The 24314-nt window shown below is 36.5% G+C and carries 19 protein-coding genes; 4 read left to right on the top strand and 15 right to left on the bottom strand.

Going from position 1 to position 24314, the window contains the following annotated elements:
* Positions 1–2: 2 nt before the first annotated feature.
* The 4 genes from HCX49_RS15810 to HCX49_RS15795 all read right to left on the bottom strand — a co-directional run bounded on the left by HCX49_RS15810 (position 3) and on the right by HCX49_RS15795 (position 3868).
* On the bottom strand, positions 3–1172 hold the full coding sequence (locus HCX49_RS15810; protein WP_168127609.1) for an MFS transporter: 1170 nt from the start codon (positions 1170–1172) through the stop codon (positions 3–5).
* An 85-nt stretch (positions 1173–1257) separates the two neighbouring features.
* A complete protein-coding gene (locus tag HCX49_RS15805; protein WP_168127608.1) occupies positions 1258–1788 on the bottom strand; it encodes a fumarate hydratase in 531 nt (176 codons plus the stop codon).
* Positions 1789–1792: 4 nt separating this feature from the next.
* Positions 1793–3190 carry a class II fumarate hydratase gene (gene fumC / locus HCX49_RS15800; RefSeq protein WP_021188024.1) on the bottom strand — a complete coding sequence of 466 codons (1398 nt, stop codon included), beginning with the start codon at positions 3188–3190 and terminating at the stop codon, positions 1793–1795.
* Between the two features lie 108 nt (positions 3191–3298).
* Complete coding sequence (locus HCX49_RS15795) at positions 3299–3868, bottom strand: hypothetical protein (RefSeq protein WP_168127607.1); 570 nt, start codon at positions 3866–3868, stop codon at positions 3299–3301.
* A gap of 150 nt (positions 3869–4018) precedes the next feature.
* Between HCX49_RS15795 and HCX49_RS15790 the strand changes: the two genes are divergently transcribed.
* Positions 4019–5620 carry a S41 family peptidase gene (locus tag HCX49_RS15790; RefSeq protein WP_132769275.1) on the top strand — a complete coding sequence of 534 codons (1602 nt, stop codon included), beginning with the start codon at positions 4019–4021 and terminating at the stop codon, positions 5618–5620.
* Here the strand turns inward: HCX49_RS15790 and HCX49_RS15785 are convergent.
* From HCX49_RS15785 to uvrA, 5 genes are all read right to left on the bottom strand, one after another.
* Positions 5617–6735 carry an endonuclease/exonuclease/phosphatase family protein gene (locus tag HCX49_RS15785; RefSeq protein ID WP_132841019.1) on the bottom strand — a complete coding sequence of 373 codons (1119 nt, stop codon included), beginning with the start codon at positions 6733–6735 and terminating at the stop codon, positions 5617–5619. The two genes, HCX49_RS15790 and HCX49_RS15785, sit on opposite strands and share 4 nt — an antisense overlap.
* On the bottom strand, positions 6728–7609 hold the full coding sequence (locus HCX49_RS15780) for a rhomboid family intramembrane serine protease (protein WP_132841021.1): 882 nt from the start codon (positions 7607–7609) through the stop codon (positions 6728–6730). The genes HCX49_RS15785 and HCX49_RS15780 overlap by 8 nt, the downstream gene beginning before the upstream one ends.
* Positions 7610–7622: 13 nt before the next feature.
* A complete protein-coding gene (locus HCX49_RS15775; RefSeq protein ID WP_132841022.1) occupies positions 7623–8300 on the bottom strand; it encodes a rhomboid family intramembrane serine protease in 678 nt (225 codons plus the stop codon).
* A gap of 12 nt (positions 8301–8312) precedes the next feature.
* Positions 8313–10190, bottom strand: a complete 1878-nt coding sequence (gene mutL, locus HCX49_RS15770; RefSeq protein WP_132769269.1) for a DNA mismatch repair endonuclease MutL — start codon at positions 10188–10190, stop codon at positions 8313–8315.
* A 134-nt stretch (positions 10191–10324) separates the two neighbouring features.
* Entirely contained in the window at positions 10325–13165 is a 2841-nt protein-coding gene (gene uvrA / locus HCX49_RS15765) for an excinuclease ABC subunit UvrA (RefSeq protein ID WP_168127833.1), read from the bottom strand.
* A gap of 165 nt (positions 13166–13330) precedes the next feature.
* Here uvrA and HCX49_RS15760 point away from each other — a divergent pair, with 165 nt between their 5' ends.
* A complete protein-coding gene (locus tag HCX49_RS15760; RefSeq protein WP_132769267.1) occupies positions 13331–14386 on the top strand; it encodes a DUF2157 domain-containing protein in 1056 nt (351 codons plus the stop codon).
* Positions 14387–14416: 30 nt separating this feature from the next.
* Here HCX49_RS15760 and HCX49_RS15755 read toward each other — a convergent pair whose 3' ends face one another.
* Entirely contained in the window at positions 14417–15088 is a 672-nt protein-coding gene (locus tag HCX49_RS15755; protein ID WP_132769265.1) for a response regulator transcription factor, read from the bottom strand.
* Positions 15081–16415: a sensor histidine kinase gene (locus tag HCX49_RS15750; protein ID WP_168127606.1), complete on the bottom strand. Its 1335-nt coding sequence runs from the start codon at positions 16413–16415 to the stop codon at positions 15081–15083. The genes HCX49_RS15755 and HCX49_RS15750 overlap by 8 nt, the downstream gene beginning before the upstream one ends.
* 114 nt (positions 16416–16529) lie before the next feature.
* Between HCX49_RS15750 and HCX49_RS15745 the strand changes: the two genes are divergently transcribed.
* A complete protein-coding gene (locus HCX49_RS15745) occupies positions 16530–18905 on the top strand; it encodes an outer membrane beta-barrel family protein (protein WP_168127605.1) in 2376 nt (791 codons plus the stop codon).
* Positions 18906–19019: 114 nt separating this feature from the next.
* On the opposite strand, the gene HCX49_RS15740 is transcribed toward HCX49_RS15745, so the two are convergent.
* The 3 genes from HCX49_RS15740 to HCX49_RS15730 form a co-directional block, all read right to left on the bottom strand.
* The gene (locus HCX49_RS15740; RefSeq protein WP_031287012.1) at positions 19020–19436 is read right to left on the bottom strand and encodes an OsmC family protein; all 417 of its coding nucleotides are present in this window, start codon (positions 19434–19436) and stop codon (positions 19020–19022) included.
* Positions 19437–19661: 225 nt separating this feature from the next.
* Entirely contained in the window at positions 19662–20954 is a 1293-nt protein-coding gene (locus HCX49_RS15735; RefSeq protein ID WP_132769260.1) for a G-D-S-L family lipolytic protein, read from the bottom strand.
* A gap of 26 nt (positions 20955–20980) precedes the next feature.
* Positions 20981–22198 (bottom strand): OmpP1/FadL family transporter, encoded by a 1218-nt coding sequence (locus HCX49_RS15730; RefSeq protein ID WP_132841032.1) that lies wholly within the window; start codon positions 22196–22198, stop codon positions 20981–20983.
* 184 nt (positions 22199–22382) lie between these two features.
* Here HCX49_RS15730 and tpx point away from each other — a divergent pair, with 184 nt between their 5' ends.
* Positions 22383–22883, top strand: a complete 501-nt coding sequence (gene tpx, locus HCX49_RS15725) for a thiol peroxidase (RefSeq protein WP_132769257.1) — start codon at positions 22383–22385, stop codon at positions 22881–22883.
* Between the two features lie 53 nt (positions 22884–22936).
* On the opposite strand, the gene HCX49_RS15720 is transcribed toward tpx, so the two are convergent.
* Entirely contained in the window at positions 22937–24109 is a 1173-nt protein-coding gene (locus tag HCX49_RS15720) for a trans-sulfuration enzyme family protein (RefSeq protein WP_021188037.1), read from the bottom strand.
* Positions 24110–24314 lie beyond the last annotated feature (205 nt).

The following is a 24314-nucleotide window of genomic DNA, read 5'->3' as shown; positions in this document are numbered from 1 at the left end:
TGTTAGTCTGCACTTGGGATTCTGTTCTTTTGTACAAATTGAACCAAGAATACACAAGCAAGTAAAGCTCCTATAGTGGCCATTCCAACACCTACTAAAGAAGGAGTATTATACATTAAGCCATATGTAATGGGTATACCTCCTAAATAAGCTCCTAAAGTATTACCCAAGTTGAATGCTGCCTGACCACCCGCTGCAGCCAAAGTTTCAGCACCTTTAGCAGTGCGGATCAACATCATCTGTGTAGGTGGACCTATTGTAAAAGAAACCAAACCCGTAATAAAGGCCATAATGTATGCTGACCATTGAAATGGTGAAACAAAATAAACAAAGACTAAACATATCGCCATAGCACTAAAACTAGCAATGGCCGCTTTTGTCGGAGAGATGGTATCAGCCATTTTTCCACCCAATAAATTTCCAAAAAACATACCTATACCGATTAAAATCATAATAATAGGCACACGATTAGGGTCAAGTCCAGATACATTTGTAACCAATGGAGCAATATAGCTGATCCAAGCAAAAAGACCTCCAGTTCCGATTGCAATAATTGCCATCAGTAGCCATGCTTCTTGCTTTTTGAAAAAACTTACCTGTGCTAAGATATTATTTTGTTTAGAAGATTCAATTTTTGGTAACCAAAGATAAATCATTAAAAATGTCAGGAGGCCTAGTACACTGATGACACCATAGGTAATGCGCCAAGAGTAATGATGTCCGATATATGTTCCTAAAGGCACACCTGCTAAATTAGCAATCGTCATACCTGTAAACATAATCGATATTGCCTGCGCCTCTTTACCTTTAGGAGCTAATCTAGCTGCAACAACAGAACCTACACCAAAGAAAGCTCCATGTGGCAAACCGGACATAAATCTGGAAAGTTGCATAGTAAAATGGGTAGGAGATATAGCAAATAATCCATTAAAAATGAAAAATAGAACCATTAAAAAAAGTAAAACGTTTTTAGGAGGGTATTTTCCAGATAATAGTACTAATGTAGGGGCACCAACAACAACACCGATAGCATAAAGTGCTATTAAATGGGCAGCTGTTGGAATATCGATATTTAAGTCTTTTGCGATGTCTGGTAAGATTCCCATCATAGAAAATTCTGTCATTCCTATAGCGAGACCTCCAAATGCCAATGCAATAATTCCTTTATTCATATTTTTTGCTCAGATAGTGACGAGCGTGTCGTTAATGATAGAAAAAGCCATTTAAAAAATTAAATGGCTACATGTTTATTCTTTTTTATTGCCAGCGTTTCTGCGGGACACAAATTACATCCTTTGTTTTACGTAATATGATAGGACGCTGATCATATTTATTTTCTAATACTAGAGAATCTTTAGAGTGGAAAGCAACTTTAAACCTTGGTAAATATTGACCTTGGCGATAGCAACCAGATACTTTTTGTTTGCCATTTTCTTTGACGTATATACCATCGACAATGACACTGTCACCACGTACAACATAAATACCTTTAGCATATTCGATCCAAGACCCATTATTGTAACAGCTATCCGATATCTGCTTTGTTTTAGCATGGACATACATGCGTGCATAAATGGAGTCACAGGTAAAACGGAAATCCGTGAGCGTATATTGCAACATTTGATCTTGGTCGGCAATACTGTCTTGTTTCCATTCCCCTTGCAAATAACCAGCACCCTCAGATTGCATTTCCGAATTGAATTTGCAACTTCCAAATAGCAAAAGCATACCCATTGCTAAAAATAGGTATGCTTTGATATTTTTTAATTTATTTAAAAATGGAATCATAGCCTTATTTTAAGCTACCTACCATTTCTTCAGGTTTTACCCACTCGTCAAATTCTGCAGCAGTTACATATCCTAATGCAATAGCCGTTTCTTTTAATGTCGAGTTATTTTTATGTGCTGTCTGTGCAATTTCTGCCGATTTGTAGTAGCCTATTTTAGTATTCAAAGCCGTTACCAACATCAAAGAGTTATCAACTAATTCTTTAATACGAGCATAATTTGGTTCAATACCACTTGCACAGTGCTCTTCAAATGATACACAAGCATCTCCGATTAATCGAGCTGATTGTAAAAAGTTAGACGCCATTAAAGGTTTGAATACGTTCAATTCATAGTGACCTTGAGTACCACCGATAGTAATAGCAACATCATTACCCATTACCTGAGCAGCAACCATTGTTAAAGCCTCACATTGAGTAGGGTTAACTTTTCCAGGCATGATTGAAGAACCAGGTTCATTTTCAGGAATAATAATTTCACCAATACCAGAGCGAGGGCCAGATGCCAACATGCGGATATCGTTAGCAATTTTATTTAACGAAACTGCTAATTGTTTTAATGATCCGTGTGATTCAACAATGGCATCATGCGCAGCTAAAGCTTCAAATTTATTCTCAGCAGTAATGAAAGGATGACCAGTAAATTCAGCGATATATTTTGCTACCAGGACATCATATCCAGCAGGTGTATTTAATCCCGTACCAACTGCAGTACCACCTAATGCTACTTCTGCCAAATGCGCTAAAGTATTTTTAACAGCTTTGATACCATAATTCAACTGTGCTACATAGCCTGATAATTCTTGACCCAATGTTAAAGGAGTTGCATCCATTAAGTGAGTACGGCCAATTTTAACAACATTCATGAATTCAGCAGATTTTTTTGCTAATGTATCACGTAGTTTTTCAACACCAGGAATTGTTACTTCAACAACTGCTTTATAGGCCGCTATGTGCATTCCAGTAGGGTAGGTGTCATTAGAAGATTGTGATTTGTTCACATCATCATTCGCTTTTAATACAGGCTCACCTTCTCCAATTTTGAAACCAGCTAATACCTGAGCACGGTTTGCAATTACTTCATTTAAATTCATGTTAGATTGAGTTCCCGAGCCTGTTTGCCAGATTACCAATGGAAATTGATCGTCCAATTTACCAGCTAAGATCTCATCACAAACTGCAGCAATAGCATCACGTTTCTCAATAGGTAATACACCTAATTCAGCATTTGCATAAGCAGCAGCTTTTTTTAAGTAAGCAAAACCTTCGATAATTTCATGTGGCATAGATGCAGCAGGACCAATTTTGAAATTATTGCGTGAACGTTCAGTTTGAGCACCCCAGTATTTATCTGCAGGTACTTGAACTTCACCCATGGTATCTTTTTCTATTCTAAATGACATAGCGTTTGATTTTTTTTAATATAACAAAGTTAAGTAAAAATATAGAGAACAGGCATTCAAACACTTCATCTTAGTAAAATTTGAATGTCATAGTATCTTCAAATGTTATTAACCATTCAATCGTTTGGTTAATTGTTCATTGATATGATGGAAAACTTGGATTGGTTTTAGGGTACGCCAAGAAAGATCATTGAGGTTTCCTCCAAAATTGATATAATAATCAATATTATTTTGCATAAATTCTGTGATGACATGTGTCCTAAAATTAACAGCAGCTATCCAACCATCATCAATATCCTGAAACCATTCTTCATAATAAGTATCATCCGAAGCATGAAAATTAAGAATATTTTCACCAATTAATATAAAATGATTAATACCCGAAGCGATCATCAAATCAATCACTTCACGCTTCAGAATCATAATATCATTATCAATGGCATCATTCCATTCGCCTATCAGTTCGATGATGCAAAATTGCTTGTCATAGTCTACAAATAGTACTTTCAAATATAAAGTATGTGAACCAAAGTCGTCCCACTGGGGGTGTAAAAGGAAATTATAAATCTGTTTGTCGTATTCAAATTCATTATATATCGTTCCGTAAAAAGGAGACTGTTCATCTTCCGATGCGATATAATCATGTCTCCAATTGTAAAAAGGTTCAATTTCGTGCATTTTGGCAGATTATTTGATTGTTACAAACACAAAGTTGAGAAAACTTTCACATATTAACCACTTTTAACGACTTTTGTTTTAATCCAAAAATCAACGCATATATTGTGGTTTTAATGGATAAAACTTAGTATTTTTGAAGCATCTTTTCATATGCAAGGAAGTATAAAACGGAATATTTTTGTGGCAGCAACATACGCAGGAGTTTTACTCGTGGGGCTATTGCTTGGGCAAAAATATGCCGATGAACAAGGTAATAAACAGTCAACTTCTATTCTAGCAGGAGGACTGACCGGTAATTCTGAAAAAGTTCAATATCTAGTTAATTTAATATCGGACAATTACGTTGATAAAGTAAGCTTGGATACGATTCAGGATGAAGCCATTCAGCATATCATTACCCGATTAGATCCTTTTTCAACCTATTTAAAACCCAATGAACGTTTAGCACAAGCAGAGGCTCTGGAAGGAACTTTTGATGGTATTGGTGTTGAGTATTTTAATCTTAACGATACCTTGCTTGTTGTCGGAATGATCTCAGCAGGTCCTGCAGAAAAGTCTGGAATGAAGATTGGAGATCGATTGGTCAAAATTGCGAATCGAAATATAGCTGGCGTACGTGTGACAGAAAATGAAGTAGACAAGTTGATTCGAGGTAAAAAAGGATCTACAGTAGACATCATTGTGAAACGAAATAACGAAATCTTGACAACTCCGCTCAAAGTTGTTCGCGATCAAGTATCTGTGAGTACATTGGATGCATCCTACATGATAGCTCCTAAAGTAGCTTACGTAAAAATAAGACGTTTTGGGCATCAGACTTCTGAAGATTTTAAAATCAAATTGCGCGATCTTCGAAAAAGTGGAGCGCAAGATTTAATTTTAGATTTGAGAGGTAATGGCGGCGGTTATGTACATACAGCTATTGAAATAGCCAGTATGTTTTTTAAAGATAAGCGTTTACTGATGTATACCGAAGGAGCCAATGAATTGCGAAGGGATTATTTCTCAAAAGAAACTGGTGATTTTAGTGAAGGTCGCATCGTAATACTTATTAATGAAGATTCAGCTTCCGCAAGCGAGATCGTGACAGGTGCGCTACAGGATTTAGACAGAGGTACAGTAGTCGGTCGTCGTTCCTATGGCAAAGGATTAGTTCAAGAACAATTTGATTTTGCCGATGGCTCTGCCGTTAACCTGACAGTAGCACGTTATTACACGCCTTTGGGCAGATGTATTCAGCGCAAATATACGCGCGCAAATTACGATCAGTCTAAGTATATGACCACATTTGACCTATGGACGTTGGATACCGAATTTAATCCTCATGATTTATATACCACCAGTAAGGGGAAAATGCTATTTGGGGGAGGAGGAATTCAGCCCGACGTTCTCATTCCAATAGATTCCAATGAAATCAGTGCTAAATATAGAGAAATATATCATTCCAATAGTATACAAGAATTTGTTTATGATAGGTTTACAAAAAAATTGCCAGCTTATTCCATAGAAAATTTCTTGAGTGGTTACAATTTGCCTGACTCCGAGTTTAATGATTTCATTTCCTTTTTATTAAAAAAAGGAATAGCTGTGAACAAACTTGAAGCAGATCGTCTGCATCAAATTATTCAATCAGATATTGAGGCACTAGTAGGACGTTATTATTTTGGTAGAGAAGCTTACTTTAAGATAAAAAATAGAAAAGATCATTTTGTTGCAGGAGCATTTCGTGCATTGGGAATTCAGATGCACTAAAGGTGCTTCAATTTCAAATCGCTCCAGATAGGGTAGTGGTCTGATAATTTTCTTTTAACCACATGATAATTTAAGATATCAAAATTGGAACTGGCAAAAATATAATCAATTTGAAAGATCGGCAATAATTCATAATGCGTCACTCCCCAACCCGATCCTTTTTCTTTAAATGCATTGTGGAGACCCTTACTCACCCGATTTACTGAATAGCTCATAGGAGTATCATTAAAGTCACCCATTACGATAAAAGGGAAAGGACAAGCGTCCATATGTTTTTTTAAAGAACTAGCCTGCTCACTTCTAAATTCAAAAGCATTTTTAAGCTTTCGTCCAATGCGACGTGTAGCAGCATTATCAGTCTCCTTTTTGGATGATGGATTTTGAAAAAATTCCTTTTCATCATTTTGAAGAGCAAAAGATCTGAGATGAACATTGTAGACGCGGATAGTACTATCATTTTTTTCAATATCTGCGTACGAAATGCGGTTGATACCATAGTCATTATCTAAGATATTACCAGAATTTATAATCGGATATTTGGAGAATATGGTCATTCCATAAGCCTCATAATCATTTTTGGCACTTTCTGCAAAATAATGATAGTCATAGCCTAGTTTGCTCTTAAACTCATTAGAGATGACATATTTCCCTTTTATTTTACTGTAATATTCTTGGAAACAGACAATGTCAGGTTTAATACTGTCCAATATCTTTATCGCATCATTTTTGAAGTTTTTCTTTGAGTCGTTGATATCTTTAAAAAGATGGGCATTGAAGCTAAGTACGCGGATCTGATCAGATGCTTTTTGAGTTATTGGCGAGCTCGAACGTAAATTCCAATGTTTTGTTAGCAGTGGCCAGCCAAGTAAGATCGTTGCTAAAGAAAATACAATCATTTTAGGTTTTCTTAACAACCAATAAGCGATAAAACCAATATTGACAAGTAATATCGGTAAATAACCTAAACCAAAAAATGCAATAGGCCAAACTGTCTTAGGATTGATGAAAGAAGCAGAATAGCTAATCAATAAAGCAACAATAGCAAGAATGTTAAAAATGAAAACGGTCCTGCTTAAATAGCCCAATTTTTTTTTTAACAATACACGCTTAACCATCGATCTTATTATTATTGCTTGCTTTGAAAAGAATTTCTTTTTCGTGTGAACTTAGACTATCATAGCCTGTTAGGGATATCTTATCCAAAATTTGATCGATCTGATCCTGATTGGGCAAATCATAACGATGATGCTTTGATTGTTGTGCACCATTCCCAACGACAACTTTCATTTTTGCGGATCTTTTCTGTTTTCTTTTAAATACTTTAGACCAGTCCATGCCCGATTGCAGTGCATAAATAAATCCCATTCCAAAGAGAATGGAACAAAAATAACTGATGGCCGCAGGTCTATTCGTAAGAATAAAGAACAAAAACTGGATTGCAAAATAAATGATAGCGATAGTCTTTAATTTAACATTCCCAAACAGCAATAGTCTAAGTTCATATTTTGGAACTAAGGTAGCTGTAGCAGCTAAAATTGCAGCTAATCCAAATGCTCCAGTGCTCAATGGAGGATTAATCGTATTGGAGAAAAGAGCAAGGTGTGAGAAGACTAAAAAGATCAGTCCCGACATGATAGCGGAGACAATGTAAATGAAAAGAAACTGTTTCCTATTTAAAAAATTAAAGAAAATAGTACCTAACCAATATAGCCATAAACAATCAAAAGCAACGTTGAAAAGGCCTGTATATAGAAAGTTATACGTAATTAGAGACCACGGTTGCTGGATGAATGCCTGAAAATTTGTTGGTAAACTTAGTTTATCTACGCTCCATTGAAAAAGAGGGAAAGAAATAATCTTCAGCTCAAAAAGGAGATCAAAAAAATAAATCAGAATAAATAGGAAAACCTGTCCACCAATAATAAATGGAATGGGAGAGCCTGAACCGAAGGTTGTCCTGATAAAGTTTTTGAACGAGTTTTCCCTCATCTTATAAAGTTAATTAATATAATCCTTTTTTTATACCCCAGACCTTTAATAGTATATAACCAAATAAAGCTCCACCGACATGAGCTAAGTGTGCAACAGAATCGCCCGGTCTAGATATACTCATATAAATTTCGAGAAGAATAAATCCCCCTATCATGTATTTGGCTTTAACGGGTACTGGTATAAATAAGAATTGCAATGGTAAGTTCGGAAATAGATAAGCAAATGATAAAAGTATTCCGTAAACAGCACCTGAAGCACCTAACATTCTAGTCGTGTATATTTCTTTAACAAGGTTTGGATTGCTAGAAGCTAAATTAGAAAGATCTAAACTATGATGCAGAGGAAAAAATGAACCCGTAGCATTGTACAGTTCAATGCCCTGCACACCCGATTGTAATAACCAAGCACCCAAACCCGAAAGTAAATATAAATTTAGAAAACGTTTAGGTCCTAAAACCTGTTCAATAAGGGAGCCAAACATCACAAGTGAAAACATATTAAAAAAGATATGTGATAGATCCGCATGCATAAACATATGGGTGATGACCTGCCAAATTTTGAAAAAGGGTGAATCTGGATAAAATACTGGAAGATAATTGTACGCCATTGGACTTAGATTAGAACCAATAAAAAATACAATATTGACTATTAATAAGTTCTTGACAACAGGTGTTAATTGTGGAAACATAATTTTTATTTTCTAATTTTTACTAAACTTTTCTAATAGTTCCTGTAAGGTAATGGTAATAACGATTGGTTTCCCAAAAATAGAGATATTTGGAGACTCACAAGCGAAAAGCTGATCAATAAGTTCTGATATCGCATTATTATCCAGAAAAGTACCTGGTTTTATTGCCGCATTGCGCGCTAAGCTTTTTGCTAAATTCTCACGTTTCTCAATTTTGAAATCATTAAGATTGTTCTTATAATCTTCTAAGATCTGTTCAATAATTTTACGTTCGTCAATTCCGGTACCTAAATCTGCAGGTATTCCGTCAATGATATAGCTGTTTTTTCCAAATGAACGAATTTGAAACCCTAAACTTTGAATATCTTCCAATAAATCTTGCATCAATTCATTATCCGAAGGATTTAAATCAATACTTTGAGGAAACAGACTCTGTTGACTCAAACCTTTATGTTGATCAAGCTGTGATTTGAACTGTTCAAATAAGATGCGTTCATGAGCAGCTTGTTGATCGATCAGCATCACACCAGAATGAATTTGTGAAACAATGAATCGATTATGGATCTGAAAAAATTGTTTCGTTGTCGCTTGACTTTTTATACCTTGTATCTGATGAATTGGACGGTCTTGTTGTTCGTGCTCTAAAGGCAGTTGCATCGATTCATCCTGTTCAGTAATTTGATATAAAGTATCCCAATTTTGAGGAATGGCCGTTTTCTTTTCAAAACCTGCGAGATAATTATCTGATCGCGAAAATGTCGTCTTTGTAATCTGATCAGGTTCAAACGGATTAAAATCAGGATTAAAATTCACCGTAGGTACAATGATCTCGTCCAAAGGTTTTGGCGTGATCATGTTTGAGAAACCTGTTTCTTGTTCAAAATCCAAAGAAGGCGCGATATTATATCGTCCCAAAGACCTTTTAACAGCAGATCGGATGATCGCGTAAATTGCCTTTTCATCTTCGTATTTAATTTCCGTTTTCGTTGGGTGTACATTGATATCAATCTTTGAAGGATCGATGTCAATGAAAAGTACATATAAAGGAAATGTTTCTGCTGGCAGAATTTCTTCAAAAGCATTCATCACAGCATGATTCAAGTAATGGTCTCTGATAAATCGCTTATTAACAAAGAAGAATTGTTCCCCTCTTGTTTTTTTAGCAAACTGAGGCTTTCCTACAAAACCATTTACTTTTATGATCGTGGTATCCTCTTCTACAGGTACTAATCGCTGATTATACGTGTTGCCAAATAGATGAACAATACGTTGTTTCAATGTTTCCGCAGGTAAATGAAACATTTCATTACCATCACTATGTAACGTCAAAAAGATTTCAGGATTAGCTAATGCTATCCGTTGGAACTCTTCAATAATATGACGCATCTCGACCGAATTGCTTTTTAAAAAGTTTCGGCGTGCAGGTATATTGTAAAATAGATTTTTAATGGAAATATTGGTGCCAGCAGCGACAGCTTCTGGTGCTTGATTGATGATTTTAGAGCCCTCTATCTCTACGACAGTACCCAATTCATCCTCAAAACGACGTGTTTTTAATGTCACATGTGCAATGGCAGCGATGGAAGCCATTGCTTCACCTCGAAATCCCATTGTACGAATGGCAAACAAATCTTCTGCTTTACGAATTTTGGAAGTAGCATGTCGTTCAAAACAAAGACGTGCATCCGTCACGCTCATTCCACAACCATTATCAATCACTTGAATTAATGATTTTCCAGCATCTTTGATGATCAATTGTATCTTGTCAGCCCCAGCATCAATAGCATTTTCAATCAATTCTTTGATCGCCGCGGCAGGTCTTTGTACGACTTCACCCGCTGCAATTTGATTGGCAACATTATCTGGTAATAATTGAATAATATCCGACATATGACGCGAAGTTACGAAATTAATGAGGAATGCTTTTAATTCCGTTAGAAAGTTGTCGTATAAATTACATTACTTATTAACTTTCATGAGTTAGATTTGATACGTAATACTTACGTATCAAATCTAACTGTTCGTTATTGCATTTCCAGTTTAAGGAATCGAGCCGTTTCGCTCTTTTTATTTTTGATTAACTCTTCAGGTACACCTGCAAATAAGACATTACCGCCTTCTTTACCACCTTCAGGGCCAATGTCAATCACCCAATCAGCACATTTAATAACATCGAGATTATGTTCGATGATTAAGATCGTGTTACCACGGTCAACTAATCGGTTGATTACGCCCATCAATACATTAACATCCTCAAAATGCAAACCCGTTGTCGGCTCATCTAAGATATAAAATGTATTTCCGGTGTCTTTCTTGGAAAGCTCTGTCGCCAATTTAATCCGTTGTGCTTCCCCGCCCGATAATGTTGTTGAAGACTGTCCCAATGTAATATAACCCAAGCCAACATCCTGTAATGTTTTAATCTTACGATAGATGGAAGGAATATTTTCAAAGAAAATGACTGCCTCATCAACACTCATATCCAGGATATCTGAGATGGATTTACTTCTGAAGCGAACCTCCAAAGTTTCTCTGTTATAACGTTTTCCATGACATGTTTCACAAGGAACCTGGACATCAGGAAGGAAATTCATTTCCACAACCTTCATTCCACCTCCTTGACAAGTTTCACAACGACCGCCTTTCACATTAAATGAAAAACGTCCCGGTTTATAACCCCTTATTTTCGCTTCAGGAAGTTGGACAAATAAAGTTCTGATATCTGAAAATACACCCGTATAAGTAGAAGGGTTTGATCTTGGCGTACGACCGATCGGACTTTGGTCTATTTCAATGACCTTATCGACATGCTCCAGACCTTCGATACTTTTGTAAGGAAGTGGAATACCTTTTGCACGGAAAAAATGTTTATTTAGAATCGGATATAACGTACCAGTAATCAAACTTGATTTACCAGAACCCGAAACACCCGAGACAAGAATTAATTTTCCAAGTGGAAAATCAACAGAAACATTTTTTAAGTTATTTCCTGTTGCACCTTTTAAAGATAATGTTTTTCCGTTTCCAGCTCTTCGTTCTGAAGGAATCGCAACCTCTTTTTTCCCATTTAAATAAGCTGCAGTTAGTGATTTTGATTTCAGGATATCTTTCGGTTTCCCTTCAGCGACCACTTGACCACCATTGACACCCGCGGCAGGTCCCATATCAATAACATAGTCTGCATTTAAGATCATGTCTTTATCATGTTCAACAACCAGTACCGAATTGCCGATATCACGTAAATTTTTTAGAGAATTGATCAGACGCTCATTATCTCTCTGGTGGAGACCGATGCTCGGCTCATCCAAGATGTATAAAACATTGACAAGTTGGGAACCTATTTGTGTCGCAAGTCGGATACGTTGCGCTTCACCACCAGATAGCGATTTAGAAGAACGATCTATAGTCAGGTAATTTAAACCGACATCCAGTAAGAAACCTAGACGTGATTGTATTTCTTTTAATATTTCGGTAGCAATGATCTGTTGACGTTCATCTAAAGAAGCGTTTACATTTGAGAACCATTCATATAGCGATTTAATATCCATATGTGCCAGTTCATAAATGTTTTTACCGGCAAATTTAAAATGAAGTGATTCCTTTTTAAGTCTTGCACCTTGACAAGTTGGACATACAATCTTTGATCTGAAATCATCTAAAGAAGACATATCATCACTAGATTTGCCAGACTGCTCCTCTAGCATTTTGAAAATACCAGAAAACTCAATGCGGTAATCACGTACATCGTAACTGCCGTAGGAAACAGCAACTGAAATAGGCTCCTCAGCACCAAATAGTAACGTGTCGATTTGCTCTTCTGTCAACTTCTCTAGCGGTGTTGTCAAAGAAAAATCAAGTTTTTTAGCCACAGCTTTCAACACTTGGAAGTTCCAGGTCTCCTTTGCAGGTCCTAAGGGAGCTAAGCCTCCTTTTTGAATGCTTAATTTTCCATCAGGGATAACGGTGTTTTTGTCAATTTCAAAAATATATCCTAGGCCATCACATTTTGGACAGGCACCGTATGGGGAGTTAAATGAAAACGTATTAGGCTGCGGTTCATCGTAAGAAATACCTGATTCGGCATCCATGAGATAGCGGCTGAAAAATTGCTCGACATTTTCTTGATTGGCTACCTTAATAATTCCTTTTGCTGTCTTCATCGCTTGCATAACAGATGTTTGCAACCTTTTTTTATCGTCGGCAGTAACCTTTAAGCGGTCGATCACAATTTCAATATCGTGTATTTTATAGCGGTCTACCTGCATTTTAGGCGTTAAATCTACGATTTCTCCATCTACACGGACTTTAACATAACCCTGTTTACGGATTTGCTCAAACAACTCACGGTAATGACCTTTACGCCCTTTGATCACGGGAGCTAAAATATTCAAAGCCTGTCCATCAAAATCGGTTAAAATACGATCAACAATCTGGTCGTCAGACATGCGTTGCATGCGATTGCCTGTAACATAAGAAAATGCTTCACTTGCGCGAGCAAATAGCAAACGCATAAAATCATACACCTCAGTGATGGTGCCGACAGTAGAACGCGGATTTTTGCTTGTTGTTTTTTGTTCAATAGAAATCACAGGACTCAAACCAGAAATTTTATCTACATCCGGTCGTTCCATACCACCTAAAAACTGACGGCTATAAGCGCTAAATGTTTCCATGTAACGTCTTTGGCCTTCCGCGTATATGGTGTCAAAAGCTAATGACGATTTACCACTGCCACTTAATCCTGTAATAACAACCAATTCGTTTCGAGGAAATGAAATGTCAATATTTTTGAGGTTATGTACACGTGCTCCAAATACTTGAACTTCACTTTGTTCACCTAAATCAGGTGTGATTTTCTTTGTCATGTAACCGCTGTTTTCTTCCAAACGCAGATGAATTTCTGCAAACATGCAAAATTACTTATTTTTAATGAACTTTAAGAGTGCTCACCTCTTTATTATTGTCACGCTATTGCAAATCTATACCCTAAGTGAAAGGTATAATTTGTATTTTGCAACCACAAAAGTTATATGAAGAAATTAGACGTTACTAAACAAGAAAAAGAATCCTTAGAAGAAGCAATACAATTTTGGGAAAAGGAAAATGTAATTGATGCATCGACAGCAAAAGCTATGGTCGATAGCATTGATGTCAAAAGCTTTGATTGGAAGCGCCTAGCACGGTATGCATTTTGGGTTGCCTTAGCATCTTTGGTATTTGCAGTTTTTTCTTTAATGACTGATACTGCATTTCTCAAATTTGTAGATACACTGTACGAAGCGCCCAATATTTTATTCTGTCTCTTTTTTGGTGCTTTAGCTGTATTGTTTTATACCCTCGGCTTTCGTTACAAAACAAAATTTCCTAATAAAAATCTTTCTATTGAAACCATGATGTTGATAGGTGTTTTTTCGACAGCAGCATGCATCGGATTTTTAGGAAAGGTATTGGATAAGAATAGTATGCACTATTCTTTACTATTTCTATTATCAGTCCTCATATACGGATATCTCGCGAACCGCTTAAAATCTAAGCTCATATGGGTATTTATGCTTGTTGCATTAGGAATCTGGTTTGCGACCGAAACAGCATATCATAGTGATTGGGGATTTAAGTTCTGGGGAATGAATTACCCACTACGTTTTACTATTTTTGGACTAATGCTGACATTAATTGCTGTTTATGTGCAGCCACGGTTCAAAAAACTGATAGAATTTCAACCGCTAAGCTACCTCATTGGCTTACTATACTTAATGATTTCATTGTGGTCTCTTTCTATTTTTGGTAATTATTCAGATTTCTATGAATGGACTTTAGTAAGACAGTACCACATCTTTTATTGGGGTCTGTTGTCGACAGCAGTAGCCGCAGGTCTCGTTATCTATGGACTGAAGATGAAAGACAATACAACAAGAGAAATTGGTTTTGTATTTTTTGTATTGAATGTCTACACAAGATATGTAGAATACCTTTGGGATAATATCAATCGTGCAATCTTTTTTCTTATTTTGGCAGTATCATTCTGGTTTGTTGGTCGTTGGGCAGAAAAATTATGGCAAAAAAGAGAAGATAGTTTAGATACCTAATATCACGATATAAGTACCAAGCGCGCATACTTAAAAGGAAATGTTAAAGCCTACACCTCTTGAAGAAGTAATGTGTAGATTTAAATCATGTTTGAGGTACTTGCGTAATCTCGTAATGAAAACATCCATGCTGCGGCCATTAAAAAAGTCACTGTTACCCCAGACTTGCTGTAAGATTTCTTCCCTTGTCACAAGAGAACCATTGCGTTGACATAGAAACTGTAAGAGCTTCGCTTCTCTTTCTGTTAGTTTAAATTGTTCCAGTGGATGAGTGAGGAGTAATCGCTGAGGGAAAAATTGATAACTACCAAGGGTAATTGATGTGATCTGATCAGTTTTTTTATTACGCTTTAGGATATTTTGGATTCGTAATACTAATTCCTCTGGATCACAGGGTTTTGTTAGGTAATCGTCAGCGCCAATTTTTAAACCTGTTATTTTATCTATTTTTTGTTCTTTGGCGGTTAGGAAAATAAAAGGGACTTCAGGATAGTATTCTTTGATCTCCTGCGCTAATGTGAAACCGCTTTTAACGGGTAACATTACATCCAAAATTAATAGATCGTAAGGAAGTATATTTTCAGCAAGCAGTAATTCCGCTGGGCTTTGCATCCAGTGCACATCATATCCGGAAAGCTGTAAATAATGCTGCAACATAAATCCGAAATCAGCATCGTCTTCAATTAACAAAAGTTTATTCATGGGGAATTATAATATTAAAAGTAGTTCCTATATTGATTTTGCTAGTAACGTCTATTTTGCCTTGATGACGCCCTACAATCGTATTGACAAGATATAATCCTAGTCCTAAACCCTTGCTATCATGGATATTATTTTTTTGTATGCGGTAGAATTTCTCAAAGATATGAGGAATTTCTTTTAAAGCCATTCCTATCCCATTATCACGTACTTGGATTTCAAATAAATTCTTGTTCGTGGAAATTGATACACTCAGATGAGAAGCACCATACTTGATGCTGTTATTCATAAGATTGACAATAATGGTCGTAAAATCGGATTCGTTAATTGGTATTTCGATTGTTGAAAACTCATTTATATCAAATTTTATATGAGGATGAGCAAGTTTAAAATCAGCAAGTATCATCTTCACTTGATCAAAGGTAATGGGGATGTCTGCATCTGTTTTGTCACTTTCATGCAAAGGTTGTAAAGTGTTTTCCAGACGTTCCACTTGACGTTCCATAACGGCTAGAATGGTAGGATCAGGTTGTTTTTGAATTGTTTTTAAAGCTACTTTAAGCGTTGCAATGGGCGTTTTTAGTTCATGCGAAATATTGTCAACGGCATCATGCAACTGACTAATCTTTCTCTGTTGCTGTTTTAAATTCTGATATGTTCGATAAAATAAGAATAATAAAGCCAATAGAATCAATGTTGAATTGAAGAGTAGGAATGCTAACTCCTTAAAAACAATCCAGTTGATATTGACCACCTCAAACGTTGATCTTCGAAGAACAAGAAAACTGTACTGTTTATCTTCCTGCTCAGCAGTGATTGTTGACTGTTCTTTCGTTAACTGTTTAACAGTTTTTTCAGTAGACCAGGTTCCAGAAGATAACTCCAATGGATGCGTCATCTCACCACTTGTTTTATAGACAATTATTGGTTTTTTGATCAGTTTTTCTTGAGCGTTTTGAAAGGTGATTTGCAGAATCTCTTTTTGTAATCTTACCTGAAAACCTAATGGGGAAAAAAGACTATCTACATAATGTGTCAACGCTTTCTCAGTTTTATTTACTTTATCAGCATAACTGCTTTCCAGCGTTGCAAGCGTAATTTTTTTCTGAGCTAGTTGTATGTAGTAAGAAGTTGCGTCTTGATTATTAAGGAGATCATTGTCGAATAGAGCGTCAGTCTCATCTATTTTTCCTAGTTTCTCTTTTGTTAGCGAATATATCTCCCTTTTCTTCAATTGAAAAGAATTCAAGAGCAAATAGGATTGAATGCCCATAAGGATAACAAAGAGGATCGTGAAAAAATAAATATAGTTTTTAGACTTAAGTTCCATATACAAATATAGGTTGCGATTTTGAATAAATGGAACCTTAACCTACCATTAACTCTTTATTAACCATCGCTCTCCACTACTTGAGGCTACTTTGTAGCAGCAATTTAATCAAGTATGAAGTATCTAATTATTCTATTATTATTACCTTTTCTTGGACAGGCTCAAGGGAAGCGTTTATCCGGTAGTGTGTGCGATCAAAACGAAATTCCTTTGAAAGGAGCAACTGTCATTTTATTGGACAGTATAAGTAAACCCATCCACACATTAAGTCTCGACACTGCCGGTAGGTTTGATTTTGTAATAGAAGACAACCGGCTATATCGTATGGCAATATCCCATTTAAATTATCAGAGCCGAGAATTGAATTTTCGATCAGATACCTTACAAGTTCCATTATTAATAAAGTTAAGTCCTAATGAGTCGAAATTGGAAGAAGCGCAAGTAACCGGTAAAAGACCAAGGGTTACTCGAAAAATTGATCGTTTAGAGTTTAATGTGCAAGGAAGTAACCTATCCGGATTGAACAGTTGGGATATTTTAAAACGGACACCTATGGTTATGGTAAGTGGAAGTAGTATAACTGTACGTGGAGACAAAAAAGTAGTTGTCATGATTAATGAAAGAAAACTGATGATGAGCGGGGAAGAACTAAAAACGTTACTCGAAAATACAGCAGGATCGGATGTTCAATCTATTGAGGTCATTACAAGTCCACCTGCAAAATATGAAGCGGAGGGAAGTACTATTATTAATATAAAACTCAATAAATCGCAACTATTTGGGTACAGAGGTACGCTACTGGCATTGGCAGAGCAAAGTAATTATGGTAAGCAACTATTTGGACTGACCCAATACTATAAAAATGAAAAAGTTAATGTTCGCGCCACTTATAATTTTGGAAGAGGGACATATGCGCGCTATGGGACAGATTTTGTTTACTACCCCAAAGATGAAACTTCCTGGGAAAGTGTTATGACCCGTGTTGATAAAAATAATAGTCAAAACAGTTATGTGTTTTCGCTCGACTACACGCCGGATAGTATCTGGAATATTGCCGTCGGTCTAAACGGATATTATGGACCAAAATCAACAGGATTATATCAAGTACCGACTTCCATCTATAATAAGGATAGGTTACTGGAGTCTTCTTATTTAACACAGAACGATCATATCGAATCGCGTAAAACCAATAACTATTACTTGCAGGTTAATAAAAAAATAAATTCCAACTGGAATGCAAATTGGTCTTCCTATTTTACAACAAATCGTAAATCTAATCTACAGGATGTATGGACAGATCTACAATTTAAGAATCAAGATCCTAAAAGTACGCGCTTTCTGAGTGACAATGCTACACAGAACCAATTATTCACAACACAGCTCGATCTTTCTGTAAATATGAATAATATTGCCATTGAGTTTGGAGGTAAGTTTAGTGCTGTGAAAACGAAAAGTACCTTAATGTTTTCAGATGATGCTTCAGGAAGTTTTGAGCCTCGATCAGATAAGAGTAATATTTTTGATTACGATGAACAGCAGGCGGCTGTATATGGATCAATAGCATATAAATGGCGAAAATGGAGCTGGAAAGGAGGTTTGCGTCTTGAAAATACGGCATTGGAAGGAGTCGTCTCAGAACCGGAAGACCGGAATAATCAAAATTATTGGGTACTCTTTCCAACCTTCTATGCTCAGTACCAAACAGATCAGGAATACCAATGGGGGGTTTCTTACGGTAAGCGTATCAGCAGACCTGCTTATTCGTGGTTAAACCCGGCGAAGTCCTATTATAATCTTTTTTCTTATTTTCAGGGAGATCCGCGGTTGAAGGCTACAATTATTCATAATCTCAATATTACGTTAACGAAAAAAGAATGGAATGTAGATTTATTTTATCGATATGAGCAATGGCCGTCCATGGAGATTGCTATTCAAGATAATATAAATCATCAATTGATCTATCATTACACGAATATTCGAAACGGGCAGGGAGCAGGTGTAGATTTGGGTAAAAGTTTTCAATTATTGAAAAATTGGAGTTTAAACGCACAACTGGAAGGGATGTACAATGTCAATAATTATCAAGGTAGCGATATGCAATTGTATCGTAATCGAGTGTGGATGGCCAATGGAAATTTTAGTTCAATTTTCGTGCTGAATAAAGAAAGCGACTGGAACCTTGAGCTTGGAAACACCTTTGAGTCGCCTACCATACAGGGACCTTTTAAGATCACAGGTTATTCTAGTACCTATCTGATCACGAGCCGTAAGTTTTTTGGTAAACGGTTTGAAGTCAATCTTTCTTTTATGGATATTTTTAAATCGGAAAGACAAAGGGTATCTTCAAAATATGCGGACCAAAATAATTACTATAACGATTATCGAGATACACGCAAAGTCAATATAACATTACGCTATCATTTTGGCAATCAGAAGATAAAGAATAATTCCATTGTACCTAAAAAGACGGAAGAGCAGGGGAGGTTGTAATTCGCGAGCATAATATTAAAATACAAAAACCAGATAGCAATAGTTATCTGGTTTTTGTATGTTTTTATTTTACAATGCGTAAGTTCAGATTATGAGCTAAGCATTCCACTATTATTAATTGATTTTGAGTGAATAGGTGATATTGATACCACCTGCGGCAAGCATATCATGTACCGAACAGTATTTTTTGACCGCCAATTCTGCTGCCTTTTGAGCTTTAATTTCATCAATAGCACCTTTTAGATAAAAGCTAATGTGGATATCTGTAAAGATATTTGGAATTTCCTCGCGGCGTTTTCCCTCAACCTCAACTTGTATATCTTCAATTTCCTGACGCTGTTTCGTCAAAATAGAAGAAAGATCAAATACACTACATGAGCCTAGTGCCATTAAGACTAATTCCATCGGGCGAACTCCTTTGCCTTCACCACCAATAGCTTCTGAACCATCAATATTTACTTTTACATTGGATAGTTCGCTTGCTGCTTCAAAGTGAACTGCTTTATTTTGACGATTTAGTGTTACTTTCATGATTGAATCTCCTTGTATATACAAATTTAATGAAATTTGCTTTCATTAACAATATAATTGCGCTGACACGTAAATAACATGACTTGTTATTACTTTTTTCTTACAAAGCGGTTATATACATAATAAGATATACTTATTACCCTAAACACATCTAATTGAGGATAAATATAAAAAGGGTGATCATAATTATGATACACCCTTTTACCAAACCATTTATTAATATTTTTATGGAAGTTTCACACCTCTATAATCAGATATATTTAACCTCGGAACTTGAGCACCGTACGTTTTATTGATGGCTTCAATAAATACATTTGCCATTAATGCATTTCCAATAGGCGTCAAATGTATTCCGTCCAATGAAAACCCATTTCCAGTGATATATTTCGCACTTACCGATAGACCATCGATGCGGATGCCATTTTTAACAGCTGTTAAAAATGCATTGACGTCTGCGACAGCTAAGCCTTTAGACGCGGCGATCGATTTAATTGATTTATTGAAATCATTGACACGCACTACCACTTCTGCAGCTTCTTTTGTATCTAAAACATATTTGTCCTCAACAGGATTGAGCGGGTGTAATCCGTAAGGTATTTTGTTTACATTTGGAACACCCAATAAACCTGCCGATGAAAAAGGGAGGACAAAGAAATCCTGATCCGTAGCAGCTCGCGGGCCCGTCTTAGTTGCGATGTAAATATCAGTCACTTTGGTTGTACTTGCGGCATTTACTGCCGCTAGAAGCGCTTGACGTGTTACTGTTGTAAAATAAGGCACGGATGTTACATCAGGGATCGTTGCTAACACACCTTTTTGCCCTTTTGCTGTTAATGTTGTTACATAATTATTCAATAGGGTATTGAACAGTGCTGTAGAGGTTAATGTTGTCGTTGGACCTTCATTAACAGCTCCATTGGTTGCATACCCCAATACATCATTATTTCCCAATGAAAATGTAAAGAACGTATGATTTTGTGACGTAGAATAAGTGAAATAATTCATTGTTGGTGGAGTGCCTTCTGGTAATAGACGTTCGAAGTACATATTTCCAGCTGCTGTTCCTATGCCAGGTGCAAAAGCCATATCCATACGCATACCCGGTACCCCTAAATTATTGATCGGATCAGTAAATTTCGTTAATAATTTTGGACTAGCGGAGCGGTAAGCTAATTTGTCTGTAACCTGTTCTGTTACTGGTTGGCCATTGACCAATGCTTTAAGACGAATATAGCCCGATCCATTGGACTGCTCCTCGCTAAAAAATGGAGATTTGAACTCGCCTCCGCCTACTTTTTGAAGTTGTTCTGAGATGAGCAATGGAAAAGCTACTTTTTGGCCATCAAGATATAGTCCCCCATCAGCGAATCCTGCAGAAAGAGAATTTCCAATGGCAATATATTTACTAAAGTCAGCTTTTGTTCCTGCTGAAGGTGTGAATTCGTCGAGAGATGGTTTACATGCTGTGATACTCAGTATCGCCAATGCAACTCCTATATATAAATTTCTTCTGTTCATGATAATAACATTTTTAATATAAATGCTTAAAATTTGTACGTCAATCCAATACCTGGTGCGTAAATATTCGTCGTATACGTTCCTGATAAATGGCTGTCTACATTATTTGCTTCGCGAGGTAATATTCTCTGGTATGCAAAAGAGCCTGTTAGATCAAACTTCTGATTCATTTTGTATGTGAAACCGCCAGCGATCAGTACACGGTTGTTATCTGGAGTTTCTGGATAGACATAATCTTTACTCACAGGCGTTGCGATATAACCGCCACCGATACGGAGTTGCAATTTCTCTGATGGCAAGTATTCGATACCCGCTTTAATAGAACCTGCTTTTGTATAATTCTTAGGGGAATGCGTGTCAGGAGTATTTGCACCACTATAATCAAAGTTTAGTTCTTTATAAATATCGTAATTGATCACCGTTCCATCCACAGCCATTTTCACTTTGTCACTGATCGGGAATGTTACACCAACAGCAAAAGTAGATGGGAGTGGAAGTTCGGCGCTAAATTTACTATCTGGTGGAAATGTTCCTTGCGCCGCTTCAGGTACTGTGAATTTAGCATCTCCATCTTTTAATTTCGTAACAACTTTAGATCGGTAGCTCATAGAAATGGCAAATTCTTCATTTAAGTTGTAGTGAACACCGACATTATATCCTGTTCCAGTACCGGTTCCTTTTAATTCAGCCAACCCTGATGACCCATCTTGGAAATAAACGGGAACAGCACTTTGTAAATCCACAGAACCAATGTTATACACAAAACCCCCACCGATGCTGAAGTTGTCCGTTAATTTGACACTGACGGTAGGTTGGATGTATATGGCGCGTAACGACAAACTAACTAAACTGTATTTACCTGTCCATTCAGTGCCCCAGTCTACTGCACCTCCATAAGGTGTATATATTCCTATACCCGCTTTCCACCACGTATTTTTAGGTCCTACTGTGGCAAAAACAGAAAAAGGTGGCGTTATCTGATTTTTAGTATGATCCACCACAGAACTTCCTGTTGCTTGAAAAGCAGATTTAAACATAACACCATTTCCGTTTACAGAAACCGCATTGTGGCTCATTTTTGAAAGTGCTCCTGGGCTATAAAAGATGGAAGATTCATCTATAAAGTAGGCAGAACCTGCACCACCCATACCGACAGATTTTGGACTCTGAAGATTGACTTGAGATCCCTGTGCTAAAAGTAAAGACGGCGATACACAAAGCAAGGTAATTAGTAACTTCTTCATATACATCAAATTTGGTTTATCGTTTGTGTTTGAATTACAATGCTAACATAGTAAATTTTTGTGGCTTTTCGATATTATTTTGGCGAAAATTGATAAATATTTATTTTGAAAGAATGTGTGTTAATAAATGTGATTTTTGTAGTAAGATTAACAGGAAATCATTAAATTGCTAAAAAAAATAATTATGGCAACAGTAGCATTCAAAGGTGGAGCAGTTAATACGGTTGGAAATTTACCAGCAGTAGGAAATCAAGCTCCAGATTTTAAATTGACAGCAGGTGATTTATCTGATAAATCATTAGCAGATTATAAAGGAAAGAAAGTAGTTTTAAATATTTTCCCAAGTGTAGATACAGGTACCTGTGCAGCATCTGTTCGTGCTTTCAATAAAGCAGCGTCAGGATTAGAAAATACAGTGGTGTTATGTATTTCCAAAGATTTACCATTTGCTCAAGGACGTTTTTGTGCAGCGGAAGGTTTGAATAATGTGGTTACATTGTCGGAATATAAAGACAGTAATTTTTCAGATGCATATCAATTGCGTTTTTCCGATGGCCCTTTAGCGGGTTTATTGAGCCGTGTAGTCATTACATTGGATGAAAACGGTAAAGTTTTATATGAAGAGCAAGTTGCGGAAGTGACAGAAGAGCCAAATTACGAAGCTGCATTGGCATCTTTGAAATAAGCAGATCATAAATAAAGAATAGAGCCATCTTCTTGGAGATGGCTCTATTTTTTTTATTTAGTTTTTTCCAATGCCTGTAAGATATCCTGGATAATATCTTCCTGATCTTCTAAACCAACCGATAGACGCACACTACCCGGTTGAATACCAAGGTTTAGACGTTCATCTTCTGTTAATTTCGAATGCGTTGTAGAAGCAGGATGGGTAGCGATTGATCTTGCATCCCCTAAATTAGAAGTATATAAAATCATATTTAATTCGTCTAAGAAACGGAAAGCTCGCTCTTTTCCACCTTTAACAACAAAAGTGACAATACCACCACCGGCCTTCATCTGTTTTTTTGCAAGCTCATATTGCGGATGGGAAGGAAGAAATGGATATTTAACATCTTCAATTTCTTCGTTTGTTTCCAAAACTGTTGCTAATGCTAATGCGTTGCTGCAATGTCTATCCATACGTAAGCCCAGTGTATCTAAGCTTTTAGAGATGACCCAAGCATTAAAAGGAGATAAGGAAGGACCAGTATGGCGAATGAAAAACATTAATTTGTCGATCAATTCCTGTTTACCTACAACTAATCCACCAAGGACACGACCCTGACCGTCCATATATTTTGTAGCAGAATGAATTGACAAATCAAAACCATACTTTAATGGTTTTTGAAGATAAGGTGTTGCAAAGCAGTTGTCAATGGCTAAAATAATATTAGGATATTTTTTCTTTAAAGAACCTAACCATTCCAGATCTACTAATTCCAGACCAGGGTTAGAAGGTGATTCCAGGAAAATAATTTTTGTATTCGGCTGAATGGCTTTTTCCCATTCTTCGGGATCGACCGCATCAACATACGTTGTTGTTACTCCCCAACGAGGGAATAGTTGCGTAAATAGTTGGTGAGTTGAACCAAAAATAGCGCGTGACGAAACAATATGGTCACCACTTTCAACAATACCTGCAAAAGAGGCAAAGACTGCTGCCATACCCGAAGAGAAGGACAGCCCAGCTTCTGCTTCCTCTAGGATACAAACTTTGTTAATAAGCTCTGAAGTATTTGGATTGGCATAGCGGGAGTATATCATTCCTTGCTCTTCATCAGCAAAAATAGCTCTTCCCTGTTCTGCGCTATCAAAGATAAAACTAGAAGTAAGATATAGGGGCACCGAATGCTCACGTGTTGCAGAACGATCGGCTTGTTCGCGGATGATTTTAGATTGATCTTTGTTCATGATGAGGTAAAGGTACAAGTTGTAAATTTTATTTTTTATATTTTATCAAATAATTTTGCGTAAAAAATAATCAGTAGAACAACTTAGGTTTTGTAAATTTATAAGATTCCAATCTCAAATAACAGCCTATCATACAGTTAAATCGATTGTAATGCGATTCATTTAGTTTTGTCAATATTGATTCGATTCTGAATAAGTACTATTA

Origin of the sequence: Sphingobacterium sp. B16(2022), assembly GCF_012030425.1 — a bacterium.
In the GTDB taxonomy this organism is placed as follows: Bacteria; Bacteroidota; Bacteroidia; order Sphingobacteriales; family Sphingobacteriaceae; genus Sphingobacterium; species Sphingobacterium anhuiense.
This window is presented reverse-complemented; position numbering and strand designations above follow the sequence as displayed.

Excerpts from the sequence above, each read along its gene's own strand:
- HCX49_RS15810 (WP_168127609.1), bottom strand. The coding sequence starts at position 1,172 with ATGAATAAAGGAATTATTGCATTGGCATTTGGAGGTCTCGCTATAGGA.
- HCX49_RS15805 (WP_168127608.1), bottom strand. The coding sequence starts at position 1,788 with ATGATTCCATTTTTAAATAAATTAAAAAATATCAAAGCATACCTATTT.
- fumC (WP_021188024.1), bottom strand. The coding sequence starts at position 3,190 with ATGTCATTTAGAATAGAAAAAGATACCATGGGTGAAGTTCAAGTACCT.
- HCX49_RS15795 (WP_168127607.1), bottom strand. The coding sequence starts at position 3,868 with ATGCACGAAATTGAACCTTTTTACAATTGGAGACATGATTATATCGCA.
- HCX49_RS15790 (WP_132769275.1), top strand. The coding sequence starts at position 4,019 with ATGCAAGGAAGTATAAAACGGAATATTTTTGTGGCAGCAACATACGCA.
- HCX49_RS15785 (WP_132841019.1), bottom strand. The coding sequence starts at position 6,735 with ATGGTTAAGCGTGTATTGTTAAAAAAAAAATTGGGCTATTTAAGCAGG.
- HCX49_RS15780 (WP_132841021.1), bottom strand. The coding sequence starts at position 7,609 with ATGAGGGAAAACTCGTTCAAAAACTTTATCAGGACAACCTTCGGTTCA.
- HCX49_RS15775 (WP_132841022.1), bottom strand. The coding sequence starts at position 8,300 with ATGTTTCCACAATTAACACCTGTTGTCAAGAACTTATTAATAGTCAAT.
- mutL (WP_132769269.1), bottom strand. The coding sequence starts at position 10,190 with ATGTCGGATATTATTCAATTATTACCAGATAATGTTGCCAATCAAATT.
- uvrA (WP_168127833.1), bottom strand. The coding sequence starts at position 13,165 with ATGACAAAGAAAATCACACCTGATTTAGGTGAACAAAGTGAAGTTCAA.
- HCX49_RS15760 (WP_132769267.1), top strand. The coding sequence starts at position 13,331 with ATGAAGAAATTAGACGTTACTAAACAAGAAAAAGAATCCTTAGAAGAA.
- HCX49_RS15755 (WP_132769265.1), bottom strand. The coding sequence starts at position 15,088 with ATGAATAAACTTTTGTTAATTGAAGACGATGCTGATTTCGGATTTATG.
- HCX49_RS15750 (WP_168127606.1), bottom strand. The coding sequence starts at position 16,415 with ATGGAACTTAAGTCTAAAAACTATATTTATTTTTTCACGATCCTCTTT.
- HCX49_RS15745 (WP_168127605.1), top strand. The coding sequence starts at position 16,530 with ATGAAGTATCTAATTATTCTATTATTATTACCTTTTCTTGGACAGGCT.
- HCX49_RS15740 (WP_031287012.1), bottom strand. The coding sequence starts at position 19,436 with ATGAAAGTAACACTAAATCGTCAAAATAAAGCAGTTCACTTTGAAGCA.
- HCX49_RS15735 (WP_132769260.1), bottom strand. The coding sequence starts at position 20,954 with ATGAACAGAAGAAATTTATATATAGGAGTTGCATTGGCGATACTGAGT.
- HCX49_RS15730 (WP_132841032.1), bottom strand. The coding sequence starts at position 22,198 with ATGAAGAAGTTACTAATTACCTTGCTTTGTGTATCGCCGTCTTTACTT.
- tpx (WP_132769257.1), top strand. The coding sequence starts at position 22,383 with ATGGCAACAGTAGCATTCAAAGGTGGAGCAGTTAATACGGTTGGAAAT.
- HCX49_RS15720 (WP_021188037.1), bottom strand. The coding sequence starts at position 24,109 with ATGAACAAAGATCAATCTAAAATCATCCGCGAACAAGCCGATCGTTCT.